At 39.6% G+C, this 14,430-nt stretch carries 15 protein-coding genes; 8 read left to right on the forward strand and 7 right to left on the reverse strand.

Annotated features, from left to right (window positions below):
* Window positions 1–63 precede the first annotated feature (63 nt).
* The 4 genes from AC1M9D_RS01270 to AC1M9D_RS01285 all read left to right on the forward strand — a co-directional run bounded on the left by AC1M9D_RS01270 (window position 64) and on the right by AC1M9D_RS01285 (window position 3,648).
* Window positions 64–888, forward strand: a complete 825-nt coding sequence (locus AC1M9D_RS01270; RefSeq protein ID WP_481611331.1) for a hypothetical protein — start codon at window positions 64–66, stop codon at window positions 886–888.
* 130 nt (window positions 889–1,018) lie between these two features.
* Window positions 1,019–1,966 carry an RsiV family protein gene (locus AC1M9D_RS01275; protein WP_481611332.1) on the forward strand — a complete coding sequence of 316 codons (948 nt, stop codon included), beginning with the start codon at window positions 1,019–1,021 and terminating at the stop codon, window positions 1,964–1,966.
* 7 nt (window positions 1,967–1,973) lie between these two features.
* Window positions 1,974–2,807, forward strand: a complete 834-nt coding sequence (locus tag AC1M9D_RS01280; protein WP_481611363.1) for a TatD family hydrolase — start codon at window positions 1,974–1,976, stop codon at window positions 2,805–2,807.
* A gap of 67 nt (window positions 2,808–2,874) precedes the next feature.
* Window positions 2,875–3,648: a tRNA threonylcarbamoyladenosine dehydratase gene (locus AC1M9D_RS01285; RefSeq protein ID WP_481587568.1), complete on the forward strand. Its 774-nt coding sequence runs from the start codon at window positions 2,875–2,877 to the stop codon at window positions 3,646–3,648.
* Between the two features lie 56 nt (window positions 3,649–3,704).
* On the opposite strand, the gene dusA is transcribed toward AC1M9D_RS01285, so the two are convergent.
* From dusA to AC1M9D_RS01310, 5 genes are all read right to left on the reverse strand, one after another.
* A complete protein-coding gene (dusA, locus tag AC1M9D_RS01290; RefSeq protein ID WP_092766772.1) occupies window positions 3,705–4,715 on the reverse strand; it encodes a tRNA dihydrouridine(20/20a) synthase DusA in 1,011 nt (336 codons plus the stop codon).
* A gap of 172 nt (window positions 4,716–4,887) precedes the next feature.
* Window positions 4,888–5,379 (reverse strand): GFA family protein, encoded by a 492-nt coding sequence (locus AC1M9D_RS01295; protein WP_481611333.1) that lies wholly within the window; start codon window positions 5,377–5,379, stop codon window positions 4,888–4,890.
* Window positions 5,380–5,533: 154 nt separating this feature from the next.
* A complete protein-coding gene (locus AC1M9D_RS01300; protein WP_481611334.1) occupies window positions 5,534–6,703 on the reverse strand; it encodes a zinc-binding dehydrogenase in 1,170 nt (389 codons plus the stop codon).
* Window positions 6,704–6,856: 153 nt separating this feature from the next.
* On the reverse strand, window positions 6,857–8,059 hold the full coding sequence (locus AC1M9D_RS01305; RefSeq protein ID WP_481611335.1) for an MFS transporter: 1,203 nt from the start codon (window positions 8,057–8,059) through the stop codon (window positions 6,857–6,859).
* On the reverse strand, window positions 8,052–8,504 hold the full coding sequence (locus AC1M9D_RS01310) for a RidA family protein (RefSeq protein ID WP_481611336.1): 453 nt from the start codon (window positions 8,502–8,504) through the stop codon (window positions 8,052–8,054). The genes AC1M9D_RS01305 and AC1M9D_RS01310 overlap by 8 nt, the downstream gene beginning before the upstream one ends.
* A gap of 66 nt (window positions 8,505–8,570) precedes the next feature.
* Here AC1M9D_RS01310 and soxR point away from each other — a divergent pair, with 66 nt between their 5' ends.
* Window positions 8,571–9,071, forward strand: a complete 501-nt coding sequence (gene soxR, locus AC1M9D_RS01315; protein ID WP_035265311.1) for a redox-sensitive transcriptional activator SoxR — start codon at window positions 8,571–8,573, stop codon at window positions 9,069–9,071.
* 54 nt (window positions 9,072–9,125) lie between these two features.
* Here soxR and AC1M9D_RS01320 read toward each other — a convergent pair whose 3' ends face one another.
* A complete protein-coding gene (locus tag AC1M9D_RS01320; protein WP_481611337.1) occupies window positions 9,126–10,049 on the reverse strand; it encodes a DMT family transporter in 924 nt (307 codons plus the stop codon).
* Between the two features lie 797 nt (window positions 10,050–10,846).
* Here AC1M9D_RS01320 and AC1M9D_RS01325 point away from each other — a divergent pair.
* From AC1M9D_RS01325 to AC1M9D_RS01335, 3 genes are read left to right on the forward strand one after another with little or no spacing between them, the layout of a single operon-like run.
* Window positions 10,847–11,974, forward strand: a complete 1,128-nt coding sequence (locus AC1M9D_RS01325; protein WP_481587563.1) for a Re/Si-specific NAD(P)(+) transhydrogenase subunit alpha — start codon at window positions 10,847–10,849, stop codon at window positions 11,972–11,974.
* 11 nt (window positions 11,975–11,985) lie between these two features.
* Entirely contained in the window at window positions 11,986–12,309 is a 324-nt protein-coding gene (locus AC1M9D_RS01330) for a proton-translocating transhydrogenase family protein (protein ID WP_035265316.1), read from the forward strand.
* Window positions 12,310–12,312: 3 nt separating this feature from the next.
* Window positions 12,313–13,758, forward strand: coding sequence for an NAD(P)(+) transhydrogenase (Re/Si-specific) subunit beta (locus AC1M9D_RS01335; protein ID WP_481611338.1), 1,446 nt, complete (start codon window positions 12,313–12,315; stop codon window positions 13,756–13,758).
* Window positions 13,759–13,799: 41 nt separating this feature from the next.
* Here the strand turns inward: AC1M9D_RS01335 and AC1M9D_RS01340 are convergent, their stop codons facing one another.
* Entirely contained in the window at window positions 13,800–14,417 is a 618-nt protein-coding gene (locus AC1M9D_RS01340; protein ID WP_481611339.1) for a GNAT family N-acetyltransferase, read from the reverse strand.
* Window positions 14,418–14,430 lie beyond the last annotated feature (13 nt).

A 14,430-nucleotide genomic window follows, 5' to 3' on the forward strand; every position in this document is an offset into this window, starting at 1 on the left:
CAGCTTCCTCGTGAAGCTGTTTTTGTATCAGAATAGCCAATGCTTTAATTTTGGTTGATTCTTGTGATTACTCTAAATTTACAAAAAAAACGATTGCGTATTCTTCTTGCTACCTTAGTCATTGGGGTGGCATCTTGTGAAAAACAACCAGAGTCTACGGCACAAAAGTCAGGGCAGTCAGCCCAAGTTAAAAACGCTGATGTGTTACCATACTTAAATGATGACGCGTTTCAAGTTGAAATAAAGAGCGAAAATTGTACAAAATCGGTCTGCGAAAAAATTGAAATTTTAAGTCTAAAAACCGCAGATCAGTGGGTCAATCAACAGCTTAACAACCATTTGGCTTTTGTGATTCAAGATCAAATCAATGAAAAAGAAAAATTAAGTTTGGATCAAGCCATCGAAACCTATATGAGTCGCTCTGAATCATGGAAGAAGGAGTTTTCACTGAATCAGCCTTATGAGTTGGATATACTGACGCAAGTCGCCACCCAACGAAATCAATATGTGTTGATCCAATTCATTGTTAACACAAAACAAGCTGAAGTGATCGTTAAAGATCGTGGTTACTTTATGGTATTGGATCGAAAGCAGAAAAAAGTTTTACAGTTGCAGGATGTGATTCAAAAGAACCAAATAAATGATTTTGAAAGAATACTTCAGATGTCCTATCAAAAATGGTTAAAGGCCCAGAGCAGTGAAGTGAGAAGTATCGCTCCAGTGAATCTTAGCTGGAAAAATCAGGAGTGGTTCTTTGATGGTGAAGGGATTGGTGTTCATATTCGCGCGAATGAAATTGTCAAAGGTGGTGAGCAATTTGATATCTATTTGAATCATGCTCAAACCAAGCAAGTAGTTGTGCCGCAGATCTTCCAAAAGATGTTTTGAAATATTACAAATATTGTAATGTAGCATATACAATTGCAGTTAAACCCATACAAACGAAGCTTGAGCTATCAATTTCATCGGGTTAGGCTTAAATCAATGATAAGTGACCGTTTCTCCTCAAGGTTGTGAGATGTTAAAAAATAAAATAGTTTGGACTGTATCTGTACTTACTGCCGCAATTACGCTGAGCGCATGTCAGCCAAAAGGGGATGGGCCTAAAGAATCACCTGACGCTCAAACTCAAGCAGCATCGGAAGTTGAGGTACTCATGCTTCAGGGCGAAACTGAAAAAGTGCCTGTTCGGTTAGTAGAGTGTGATGGTAACAATTGTCCAGAAATTTCAATTGATCGATTGAGAACGAATCAATTTGTGTTAGATGGCTTGATTGACCAAGCGATTATCAAAAATTTACAAGAAACGCTAGAGTTGTTCGAACCTGAGCAGACGCTGTCTAAAGACAAAGATACTCAAGCTGCCAGTGAAGTTGTTGAGTATAAAACTGCAGCGCAGTTACTTGCAGAGCAGATTCAGCCCTATATTGATAACTTTGTGGGTTTAGATAAAGAGTTAAAGCACTTGGGGGTTGGACATCAAATTAGTTTGAGTATTAGTCCTAAAATTTTAAATTCACAAGGACCACTTGCAACCGTCGTATTGAATACGAGTAACTATTTAGGAGGTGCACATGGTTCTTCTTCACAAACTTACTTTAATTTTGATTTGAAACAGCAGAAACAAGTGTCACTAGATCAAATTTTAGTGAAAGACCAAAAGAATAAATTAAATCAATTGGCCCATGATGAATTTAAAAAATGGGTCATAGATTCGCAGTTAGCAGATAACGTTGAAGAGTATGAAGAGGCTTGGAAATTTAAACTCACTGATAATTATTATTTGGGTAAGAAGGGTTTAATTCTTCAATACGGTGAATATGAAATTGGTCCTTATGTGGTGGGTTTGCCAAGACTTACGATTCCTTATGAAAAGCTACAGGGTGTGATTAAACCTGAAATGCTGGAGGCTGTTCATTCTTCGGTTCAAGTTGCTGTACCTCAAGCTGCAGGTGAAGCAAAATAACATGTCCATGCCACGTTTGTTTGATACGCATACGCACTTTGATGTAGAAGATTTTGACTTCGATCGTGAGCAACTTGCGTATCAGGCTAAACAGAAGGGAGTGGATGCCCTTGTACTGATCGGGTTTCAACACCAACGCTTTAATACATTGATTGAAACACACCATTGGTTAAATGGTTTAGATCAGGCACCGAGGAGTTATCTCGCTCCAGGTCTACATCCTTTTTATATCGAACAACATCAGCCTCATCATCTAGACGATTTAAAAAAAATTCTTGAAGTACAACAATGCATCGCCGTTGGTGAAATTGGTTTAGATACTTTTCTCAAGCAACATAAGCAGCCGGAAGTTTTCGCTAAGCAACAGGATTTTTTTGCGCAACAACTCGATTTGGCTCAACAATTTAAGCTTCCTGTGCTGTTACATATTCGCAAATCTCATGCTGAAGTATTAAGACTGTTAAAAGCAAAGCAATTTGTTCACGGTGGTATTGCCCACGCATTTAGTGGAGGGGTAGAAGAAGCGAAGGCATTTATTCAACTTGGATTTAAGTTAGGTATCACGGGACAGATTACCAATCCCAATGCTAAAAAATTACACCAAATAGTTCAGTATGTTGGCATTGAGCATCTGGTCATTGAAACAGACTGTCCTGATATGACGCCATTATGTTGTCAAACTTCAACTGAACACCGAACCCGTAATACCCCACAGAATTTAATTTATGTTTTAGATGGTTTGGCACATAGTCTAAATACGAGAATCGAAAACATTGCGCAATGTGTTTGGGAGAATAGTGTGTCTGCACTCAACCTAAAAAATGAACTGAAATTGTCGTGAGTTCAAAACTCTCTATTCCTCTGAAGTTTTGCTAAAATACGCCTTTTCCAAATAGTGTTAGAGCAATATGACTGACTTAGTTCATGATGATGAATATGAACGCCGTTTTACCGGTGTAGCCAAAATTTATGGCGAAGAAAATTTTCAGCATTATGAAAACAGTCATGTCATGGTGATCGGTATTGGCGGTGTTGGCTCTTGGGCTGTCGAAGCTTTGGCTAGAACAGGTTTGGGCGAGCTCACATTAGTGGATATGGATTCTGTTGCAGCATCAAATATTAATCGTCAGTTACCTGCGATGACATCAACATTAGGTCATGAAAAAATTGAAGTGATGGCAGAGCGTTGTCGCCAAATCAATCCACGTATAAAAATCAATTTAATTGATGATTATCTAACGCCTGAAAATGTAACGGAGATTTTGAGTTCAAATCCAGATGTTGTGTTGGATTGCATTGATGATGTCAAAGCAAAACTCGCATTGATGCTACATTGTCGTTTCAATAAAGTCCCCTTGATTGTATCTGGTGGTGCTGGTGGTAAGTTAGATCCACTCAAAATTCGGGTCGCAGATTTGTCAAAAACAGAATACGACCCGATGCTGGCAAAATTAAGAAGTCAGCTACGCTCAAAAGGTATCTGTAAAAAGCCGAAAGAGAAGTTCGGTATCACCTGTATTTATTCGGTGGATAATCCTTTTTCGAATGCTGATGTTTGTGCGAGTGCTGGGTTAAGATGTGGTGGTTATGGTTCAGCCGTGGTGGTGACATCAAGTTTTGCAATGGTAGCTGTGGCTGAAGTGTTAAAACGATTAGATTCGATTCAAGCAAAACAAGCCTAAAAGTGATTATCAAAAAAGGTCTCTATCAAGAGACCTTTTTTACGGATTATATTGGTTTATTCAGCATTGATTTTTAAGCTTTCTTGTTCAGCATGTCTTTGAATGGCTTGTTGCATACCGATTAAGGCATTTTCAATATCTTTTAATGTTTTCGCGTTACCCCCGCTCAGGGCTTGTCGCCATTTTCGTGCACCAGGAAGGTTTTGAAATAAGCCTAAAATATGACGTGTAATCACTGAAAGTGGCGCACCATCAGCTAAACGTTTTGCAATATATGGCATCATTTCCTGCATGATCTCAAAACGATCAGGTGCTGACAAATTCCATAATTGTCCTAGTTCAGCCAGTAGATAAGGATTGTGATAAGCCTCACGACCAATCATGACACCATCCACATGTTGTAAGTGTTGTTGAGTTTCAGCAAATGTTTTGATCCCACCATTGATTTCGATCAATAGTTCTGGGCGATCTTGCTTTAAACGATAGACATCTTCATAACGTAAAGGTGGAATGTCTCGATTCTCTTTTGGTGACAAACCTTGTAGTAAAGCAATGCGTGCATGCACGATAAAATTTTGACATCCCGTTTTTGCAACGGTATCGACAAAATGCAGCATCTCCTCATACGATTGCATATCATCGATGCCGATTCGGTGTTTTACCGTGACGGGAATATCAACTGCATTTTGCATTTCAGCAATACATTCAGCAACCAGCTCAGGCTCAGCCATGAGGCAAGCACCAATTTTATTGTTTTGAACACGATCACTAGGGCAACCAACATTTAAATTGATTTCATCATAGCCCCAATCTTGAGCCATTTTAGAACAGGTTGCGAGGTCTTTAGGATTTGATCCACCAAGCTGTAACACAATAGGGTGTTCTTCTTTGCTGTAATCTAAATGACGGGCTGCATCGCCAAATAAAATTGCGCCTGTGGTCACCATCTCTGTGTACATGATGATATTTGGATTGAATAGACGTGCAAAAAAGCGGTAATCACGGGTCGTCCAATCCATCATGGGGGCGACGGAAATTCGAGGCTGTAAGGATTGGATATAAGACATGGTGAAACCTAGATTGAGTAAAGCGTGAAAAGCTCGGCATCTTACCATAATTTAAAAAATGGTTCATTGAGGCGTAATTAAGATTGGAAGAGATGATGTATTGAAGATAATCAATAACCTCTCATACCTTACTGAGTAAACCTTGATTAATTTTACCTTACTAATCTAAACTTTAATGTTCATTTAAAGACAATATTCGCTTTTTAAGCCCTTTTACAATAAACTTAGCTGCTTGAGTTTGACTCTGGATAAAACCATTATATTTTGGCAAATCATCAGCTACATCTTGCACACGGCGATGGTAAAAAATATGCATATTTTCAGGGGGAACTTGCGAGAAGTCTTTTAAGTTCCATTTAGGAATAAATACCAACTGATCTAATATTCCAAATTCAATAGAAGGGGACTGACATTGTTTGCATATCCCACGACGGATATTGGGTGGTGACTTCAAACGTTTAAAAGTAGTCTGTTTAATATTTAAATCACAAACATCTTGTTTCAAGAATACTAAAACATCTGAAAATGCCTTACCTGTATATTCTTGGCAAACTTGGCAGTGACAAATAAAATGTGCGATGGGTGCATGAGAAAAGCGAAAAGTATTTGCGCCACAAGAACAACTTGCTTCAACATTGAAAGGCATGTGATTTAAATTTGACATAAAACTTCCTTGTTTAAGATCTATTCATAGATGAAATTAAAATTTTAAAGTTCGATTGAGTATCACGCAGGATGAATAAGGGACTCTGATCAAGTTTGAGCTCCATAGTAAAAAAATCGCTGAGCACTGATATCGTATAGGAATTAAAGAATACCTAAAGTGCACTGATATCAGATCCGATCTTTTTTGGGTCGACCAAAATTTTAGCGTGTTGTTCAGGATCACCTAAGGCCTGAAAAGCATCTTTAACTCCTGCAAGACCTACAACCCCCGTTATCAGAGGAGAACAATCAATTTGACCTTCAGCGATCATATGGAGCGCATCTCTGAAGTCAAGTGGCGTATAACCAATCACAAACTGGATTTCGATTTCTTTGTTTAAAGCCAAAGCGGGTTCGATGCTTTCGGATTGCATACATACACCCACACCGATAATTTTAGAAAATAATGGCGCACCGTTAATAATCTGTTGAAGGATGCCTGGTATCCCGACACATTCAAAAATCACAGGACGTTTGGGTAAAGCACCTAATTTGTCAGCCATACGCCACGCATGCCACCATGGAATATGCATAGACTGAATCTTTTCAAAAATACCGATTCCATAGTTAATCGCTTCAGAAGCATCACCCAATAAACCGTATTCTTTCCAACTCTCAAAAGGCGATGATTGTTTAGGATCAATGACGACATCTGCACCACAAAGTTGAGCCAGTCTACGGCGATTTGGTGAAAAGTCACTGGCAATAATTTTTTTCACACCAATCGCTTTGAGCATTAAAATGACACCTAAGCCTACTGGACCACAACCAATAACAATTGCGGGTTCTGATTTCTTTATTCTGCTCCGACGTACTGCATGTAAAGCTACCGCCATTGGCTCGGTCATTGCCGCAAGATCGGGATGTAATCCATTTGGCACCGCAAACATGAGTTGAGATTGCACCAAGATTTGTTCGGCATAACCACCAGAAGCTTGAGGGGAAAGACCAGTCGCTTGATAACCCCACTGATCAACTTTCAATAGTGGCATCGCACAAACTAAGGTATCTGTTTTAAATTTTTTTCTAGTTTTAGGACCATAATCTAGAACACGACCGCAAAATTCATGCCCCATGACAAAACGGTCTGTTGACTTTGCAACACCTTTTAGACCCACTTTAGCTGTAAGTTCATGCATGTGGTCACAACTATGTTGCATATGTAAATCACTGCCACAAATACCACATCGCACAACTTCTAATAAAGTTTGTCCTTGTGATGGTGTTAGATGGCTGACATCTTCAAGTGTTAATTCATTTTGATGACATACAACAGCTTTCATTCTTGTCCACGAATATTTTTTATAATGATAGTGAACAGTGTGTGTGATTACGCACAAGAGATACACAGCTTTAGAGGACTGAATGATGACTGCAGAGGCTAAATTATTGAAAAAGCCTCCATTTATAGAGGCTTAACATGCATATTTTATGAGTTAACTGAGTTGGGTTCGATGATAACGTTGATCCACTAGCGTGAATAGTGCCGTACAACTGACCAGGATTAATCCTACGATACACGCCATTGCCCATCCACCATGATCCCAAGCATAAATTCCTAGCGCGGAACCACTTGCGCCACCAATAAAATAGCTGGTCATATAAAGTGAATTTACACGAGATTTAGCATCCGGTCTTAAATTAAAAATCACATTCTGGTTGCTACTATGCACCAATGCTAGACCGAGATTCATCAGTCCAAAACCGATGATATAGCAACTTAAATAGAATGCACCTAAATAAAGGAATATCCATGCGCTACCTAGGATTAAAATGCCAAACCAAGTGATTTGTTTGACGTAACCACGATCGGCGATCTTACCAATTTTCTTGGTGGACAAGGCGCCAAATACGCCAACCAGAGTGACTAAACCCACCATGACATCTTCAAGAGAAAAAGAGGATTTAAGTAAAATAGAAATGGTGGAGAAGAGGATGCTCATCGTTGCAAATGCAAAGGCACCAATGATAGAGCGATAGATTAAACGAGGCTCTTCTTTAAGTAGCACCCCCATGGATTTAAATACAGCAAAATAACTAATTTTAGAGCTAGGAATATAAGGCAGACGAATATTAAGTACCACAGCGACCATTAACATCAAAATTCCACTGACGATATAAATGAGCTGCCAATTAAATAAGTTGGATAACAAGCCAGCTAAACTGGTCGAAATCAAAATACCGACCAATAATCCGCTCATCAGTAACCCGACAACTTCGCCTGTTCGTTCTGGTCGAACCGCCATCGTGGCAAACGGAATCAAAATTTGTGCTGCAACCGAGAAAAGCCCAGTGATAATTGTGCCAGCCCATAACATATAAAGGTTGAGCGAAAAAGCACAAATAAATAATCCCACTGCTGCAAAGAACATTAAAAATGGGATTAATTTCGTTTTATTGAGAATATCACCAAGTGGTACGATAAAAAGCAGTCCGACAGCATAAGAGACTTGAGCCAAAGTAACAGTTAATGCCACATCTGTTGCAGGGGCATTAAAGTAAAGTTGAACAGAGTGAATTAAGGGCTGCGAATAATAATTAGCGCCTGCACAAATACCACAAGCAATGGCCATCAACCAAAGTAAAGCAGTGTCATTCGTGATGTCTTTTTTATTTAAATCGTCAAGATCGTTATACATGAATAAATGGCTCAGTGGATGAGGAGCAGTAAGCTGTGGCTTCGATTTCAATTTGCATGGCGTCTAATGCCAAGCGAGATACAGGGATTAGTGTGCATGCTGGGAAATTTTGATCTTTCCATATTGTATTCATTTTCAGATTTAACAGGTGATGTTTTTGTTGGTCAAAATTGACAATCAAAACGCTTAGAACAGCAATGTTATAAAAGTCGATATGTGTATAGCTGAGAGCGATTTTGAGATTTTCGAAGACTTGGTTGAGTTGTTCTGAATAATCAGTGGAATAATGTCCTTCGGCATTTTCACCACCTTGACCTGATATATGAACGACTGTGTTGAAGTGTTTGACCTCACAGATGTGGCTATATCCAAGTTGCCTTGGAGAATAAAGCTGAGGCGGATTTTTAGTGGTTAAACTAAACGTTGGCTTATTTGGTTTTGTCATTCTATCTTCTCTGGATTAAGCTTAGAAAAGAATTATGAAAGCTCAACTTAACTTGAGGTCAAGAGCATGGAAGAACAAAAATTACAACAGTGGCTTAGTATAGGCGCGTTAGCTGCTCGAAGTGGTGTATCGGTCGCAGCACTCAGATTTTATGAAGACAAAGCACTTATTTGGAGTGTGCGGACGGAAGGAAATCAACGGCGATATCCACGATATATGCTGAGAAGGATTGCTATCATCAAAGTGGCACAGCAGGTTGGGATTTCACTCTCTGAAGTGAAGCAAGCATTTAACATACTCCCTAAGAATAAAACCGCGACTAAATCAGATTGGACCGCATTATCGAGTGCATGGCAAAAAATTTTAGATCAAAAAATCTTAAATATGCTTCAACTTCGTCAACAACTGGATTGGTGCATTGGTTGTGGGTGCTTATCTTTAACTGAATGCCCACTAAGAAATGAAAATGATCAAATGGGGTCTACATCGTCGGGTTCCCACTTTGTTCCACTCGACATTAAATTTGACGATGATCAAGGGAAAATAGAAATTCACTATGAAGACTAAGTTTCATCGTGAAGCCATTATTTTGAAATTTGAACTGTGAGGTTAATGTTGTCTTTATTTCAGTTTAGTTTTGGAAAGCGTAATCATCATCACACCCAATATATTCAGCGCACAACCAAACCATTGAATCATATTCATTGATTCCCCTAAAAAGATAGTTGCCAATATAATGGTCAGAATTGGACCAAGTGAACCAATCATGGCTGTTTGAGAAGCACCTAAACGAGCAATACTTTGCGCAATGAGAATAGTTGGAATCACCGTTACCCCAATACCTAATGCAACACCATATCCGATTATTTCTATAGGTTGTTGAAGGATATTGGATATAGGACTTGGCTGAGCAATAAAGTAGTGAAGAATCGTCCCTAAGCAGGCGATAGACATTGCTAAGCCCGTAAAATTCCACGATCCAAATTTTTGGATTAATTTTGGAGTCATCAATAGATAACTCGCAAAGCAAATCGCGCTTGCGAAAACTAAACTCACACCTAGCCAAAAATTACTTTCATGAGGCACATTGCTTTGTTCTTGGAGCATCACTATAAGCGTGCCGCCATAACTTAGTCCAATCGCAAAAATAGTCTTCATTGAAAGAGGATGTTTGAAAATTACACTTGATGCAATTACTGTCATGGTGGGATATAGAAATAGGATAATACGCTCCAAAGAGGCACTGATGTACATCAGACTCATAAAATCGAGCCAACTTGAAAAATAATATCCAATCAAACCAGCAACGAGGAGTAGGGCCCAATCCTGCGCTGAAAATCCGCGATTACGGTGTCGGTTCAACCAACAAATAAAAAGAAAAAAGGGTAAGGCACTGAGCATCCTTAAGGCAACCAGCAATGTTGCATCAACATCTTCAGAAACTGCATAAGCTTGTTTGATTAAGATCGCTTTACTACTAAACAAGAATGCTGCCAACAGCGCACATAAACTCCCTAACTGAGAGGGAGTCAGCTTAAGTACCATAAATGTTAAAAATCAATTTTTAAGTAATGGAAGTATAAGCCAATCTTCATTGTAAGCTCTAAAATTCAATCTCTAATTTTCGCTAAATCACCTACCTAGCGATATAAGGCGTTTTGATTTTTTGTTTAAATGCATCATTGTGGTGCGTAATATGAAAAAAACAGTGGTCTATCAACCCAAAAAATACATCAAAAAAATATTTCAAATTTTTTTTGCACGGTTTGTAAGCATTCTTTTCAAGAATCAGTCAGCTTGTATTTCATGTTCAGCCAAAATTTAAGCTCAATTTTAAAACCAAGATTTATCTAAATTTTGTCTTATTTATAATTTTTAAGAATGTCGTGAGAATTTGAATCGATTAGTCTGATTTTTTGTCAATTCGGCAAATTGAAATTTATGAGAATGAAAGAAGCAACTAAAAATGTGACATGCACGGCGCTTTAACACAATCAAAAGGGATAAAAAGAAAGCTAAAAAATGTCAGAATGATCAAAGCTTAATAAAGTCAAGCTCCCTATACTGACGATAAATTAGAAAAAAGTTTCTTTTTTGTTAAAAAATGGATCGAAAATTGAACGAATCTGGAACTATTTTTTATGAAAATGATAGATCAAATACCATGAAATTTTGTGATGATTGTGAATCATGAGTTCAAAATGAGGGTATTTATTAAATAAATATTGGGTGGTAATTTAAAAAAGTTCAATTAGAATCCAAAAAATTCACATGAATACATCCAGGGGTATATCGCAGGAATGCGATATCTACTTTAAGAAAAATTAGCTTGAGGAATGCTCATGCAGATCGGAATCCCTACCGAAACTGTAGTTGGTGAAAGTCGTGTAGCTGCGACACCAGAAACAGTAAAGAAGTTAATTGGTGCTGGTCACAGTGTCGTTATCCAACGTAATGCAGGTGTTAAAGCTGCTTATATTGATAGTGCCTATGAACAGGTTGGTGCAAAAATTGTTGATGATGCTTATACCGGCAGTCAATTGGTTTTAAAAGTTCGCGCACCTAAAGGCGAAGAAATACAAAAATTAGCCCCAAACACCACAGTGGTTGCGATGTTTGATCCGTACCGTAATACGGAACTTGATCAATTCGCTGCTCAGCAAGTGTCTGCATTTGCACTTGAGTTATTACCACGTACGTTATCTCGTGCCCAAAATATGGACGTGTTGTCATCACAAGCAAACTTGGCAGGTTATAAATCTGTGCTTCTTGCGGCGGCAGAGTACCAACGTATGTTCCCAATGTTAATGACAGCGGCGGGTACGGTTAAACCAGCTCGTGTAGTCATCATGGGTGTTGGTGTAGCAGGCTTACAAGCGATTGCAACAGCCAAACGTTTAGGTGCTATTGTTGAAGCGACAGACTTACGTCCAACAGCCAAAGATCAAGTTGAATCTTTAGGCGGTAAATGGTTAGACGTACCAATGTCAGCAGAAGAGCAAGCGCGTGCCGATGAAGCTGCAAAAAATGGTTATGGTTGGATGCCTGGTGAACAATATATTAAAGACCAAGCTGCAATTGTAGACAAAGCGGTATCGAATGCTGACATCGTGATCACGACGGCGCTTTTACCAGGTCGTGATGCACCGCGCTTAATTAAAGCTGAAACAGTTGCCAAAATGAAACCAGGTTCAGTCATCCTTGATATGGCAGTTGAAACTGGCGGTAACGTTGAAGGCTCAAAATGCGGTGAAACTGTTGTGACTGATAATGGCGTGAAAATTTTGGGTGTCCCAAATATTCCAGCGACCGTTTCTACAGAAGCTTCAGCGCTATATGCACGTAACGTTTATAACTTTGTTGAAACGCTTTTTGATCAAGATAAAAACTACAGTATCAATCAAGAAGACGAAATCCAAAAAGCATTGCTTGTCACTCATGGTGGTCAAGTGCTGTTGAAGCGTGGTTAAGGAGACTGATCATGGTTGAAACTATTACAATTTTTGTCCTCGCAATCTTCGTAGGTTATTACGTTGTTTGGGGAGTGACACCTGCGCTTCACACGCCACTGATGGCCGTAACGAATGCATTGTCTTCAATTATTATTGTCGGCGCGATGATCCAAACTGTTGGTCTACCTGTTATGGGTGTTGAGGGGGCTGTTGATTTTCAAACCATCAATGTGGTGAGTGTATTAGGTGCGATCGCTGTTTTCTTAGCAAGCATTAATATTTTCGGTGGCTTCGCTGTAACCGCTCGTATGCTTGAAATGTTTAAGCCAAAGCAAAAGAAAAAAGAGGGTTAATACATGGAATTTATTCGTGAGTATGCGGATTGGTTTTACCTAATAGGTGCCGTTCTTTTTATCTTAACTTTGCGTGGCTTGTCTGGTCCTAAGACAGCAATTGCAGGTAACCGTTACGGTATGATTGCAATGGCAATCGCCGTGTTAACAACTTTCTTTGTTGCTGATAATCCTGTGGTATGGATGATTGTCGGTGCAATGGTATTGGGTGCGATTGTTGGTATTGCTCGAGCTCGTACAGTGCCTATGACACAAATGCCAGAAACAGTTGCCCTCATGCACTCACTCGTGGGTCTTGCTGCAGTGTTGATTGCGATCGCTGCAATTATTCACAACAACAAGCTCGTCGAGCTTGGGCCAGACTTACTGGCTGCAAATGGTGTGAACTTCCATGAAATGAGTCGCGTACATTTATTCGAATTATTCGTAGGATGTTTCGTTGGTGCCATTACATTCACTGCATCGGTATTTGCTTATGGTAAATTGGCGGCAAAGAAATGGGCAAAAACGATTTCAGGTGCATGGGTTAAACCTGTTCAAGCTTTGATTTTTATTGCGATGCTAGCAGCAGGGATTCACTTCTTCTTGACGGGTAACATGACCTCGTTCTGGGCAATGACAGCACTTGCTTTAGCCTTTGGTTGGGTATGGATTGCGCCTGTTGGTGGTGGTGATATGCCAGTTGTGGTGTCTTTGCTTAACTCATTCTCTGGATGGGCGGCAGCAGGGATTGGTTTTACGCTTGAAAACAACATGTTAATTGTTGCAGGTTCGCTTGTAGGTTCGTCAGGTGCAATTCTGTCTTATATTATGTGTAAAGCAATGAACCGTTCAATCATCAACGTATTGTTTGGTGGTGCAATGGGTGGTGCTGTAGCACCGACAGCAGCAGCTGGTGCAGCAGTTCAACGCAACTACCGTTCTGGTTCTGCTGACGATGCTGGCTTCTTAATGTCAAATGCAGACAGTGTTGTTATTGTACCAGGTTATGGTATGGCGCAAGGTCGTGCTCAAAATGCGGTGAAAGAGCTTGCAAACTTATTGAAAGAGCAAGGTGTAACTGTACGTTTTGCGATTCACCCAGTGGCAGGTCGTATGCCTGGTCACATGAACGTCCTTTTAGCTGAAGCAGATGTTCCGTACGAAGACATCTTAGAGATGGATGAGATTAACTCAGACTTCCCAGCAACAGATGTGGTGTTGGTCATCGGTGCGAATGACGTCGTTAACCCTGCAGCGAAAGATGATCCAAACTCGCCAATTTATGGTATGCCTATTCTTGAAGCACATAAAGCTCGTACCATTATGGTGATCAAGCGCTCTATGGCGACAGGTTATGCGGGTCTTGATAATGACTTGTTCTATAACGACAAAACAATGATGATCTTTGGTGATGCGAAGAAAGTTGTTGAAGATATGACGAAAGCCATTAATGGTACAGGTCACTAATTTATAGACTGTTTTAAAAAAACCACCTTCGGGTGGTTTTTTTATTTTTCATGTGTAGGTTTTCGCCACATTCCCCAAATTTCAGGTGCATCGTAGGGCAGATCGCGAAGGTGAAAGATCACTTCAAATCCATAATGACGATAGAGTCCAACATTGCTTGGTGTTGCAGTTTCTAAATAACATGGGATACCGTGTTGATCGCTCTTTGTGAGAATAGGTTTTAAGACTTTGCTGGCTAAGCCTTGTCCTTGGTGGTCAGGACTTACACCTATGAGTTGTAAATAATAATGCGCCTCACTGGGATGATGTTTCTGCACCAGATTAATGATGTGAATAAATTTCACCAGTTGTCTTAAACCGATAATCTTCGTTAATTGAGGGAGTAGTTTAACCTGCTGAATGAGGTTTAAATCCCACTGATTTGGCGGAATCCAAAGTGCAGCAACTGAGCGATCGGGATTGGTATAGACTTCATCATATGGTTGAGCGATATCTTTCAATTGAATACTAAAGAATTGCTCAAGTTTTGCATGTTTTTGTTGGAAACTCAGTTTTTCAGCTTGGATCGCCCAGTTGCAAAACTCTTCGTTCCAAAAGGATTGCATTAATGTTTCTACTAATGCATCGTGATCTGTTCTTGTGGCTTTTATCATGGTCATATCAAGGTAAACC

It is taken from the genome of Acinetobacter sp. ANC_7682 (assembly GCF_056779795.1).

Coding starts and splice junctions, on each gene's coding strand:
- AC1M9D_RS01275 (WP_481611332.1), top strand. CDS start 1,019: ATGTTAAAAAATAAAATAGTTTGGACTGTATCTGTACTTACTGCCGCA.
- AC1M9D_RS01280 (WP_481611363.1), top strand. CDS start 1,974: ATGCCACGTTTGTTTGATACGCATACGCACTTTGATGTAGAAGATTTT.
- AC1M9D_RS01285 (WP_481587568.1), top strand. CDS start 2,875: ATGACTGACTTAGTTCATGATGATGAATATGAACGCCGTTTTACCGGT.
- dusA (WP_092766772.1), bottom strand. CDS start 4,715: ATGTCTTATATCCAATCCTTACAGCCTCGAATTTCCGTCGCCCCCATG.
- AC1M9D_RS01295 (WP_481611333.1), bottom strand. CDS start 5,379: ATGTCAAATTTAAATCACATGCCTTTCAATGTTGAAGCAAGTTGTTCT.
- AC1M9D_RS01300 (WP_481611334.1), bottom strand. CDS start 6,703: ATGAAAGCTGTTGTATGTCATCAAAATGAATTAACACTTGAAGATGTC.
- AC1M9D_RS01305 (WP_481611335.1), bottom strand. CDS start 8,059: ATGTATAACGATCTTGACGATTTAAATAAAAAAGACATCACGAATGAC.
- AC1M9D_RS01310 (WP_481611336.1), bottom strand. CDS start 8,504: ATGACAAAACCAAATAAGCCAACGTTTAGTTTAACCACTAAAAATCCG.
- soxR (WP_035265311.1), top strand. CDS start 8,571: ATGGAAGAACAAAAATTACAACAGTGGCTTAGTATAGGCGCGTTAGCT.
- AC1M9D_RS01320 (WP_481611337.1), bottom strand. CDS start 10,049: ATGGTACTTAAGCTGACTCCCTCTCAGTTAGGGAGTTTATGTGCGCTG.
- AC1M9D_RS01325 (WP_481587563.1), top strand. CDS start 10,847: ATGCAGATCGGAATCCCTACCGAAACTGTAGTTGGTGAAAGTCGTGTA.
- AC1M9D_RS01330 (WP_035265316.1), top strand. CDS start 11,986: ATGGTTGAAACTATTACAATTTTTGTCCTCGCAATCTTCGTAGGTTAT.
- AC1M9D_RS01335 (WP_481611338.1), top strand. CDS start 12,313: ATGGAATTTATTCGTGAGTATGCGGATTGGTTTTACCTAATAGGTGCC.
- AC1M9D_RS01340 (WP_481611339.1), bottom strand. CDS start 14,417: ATGACCATGATAAAAGCCACAAGAACAGATCACGATGCATTAGTAGAA.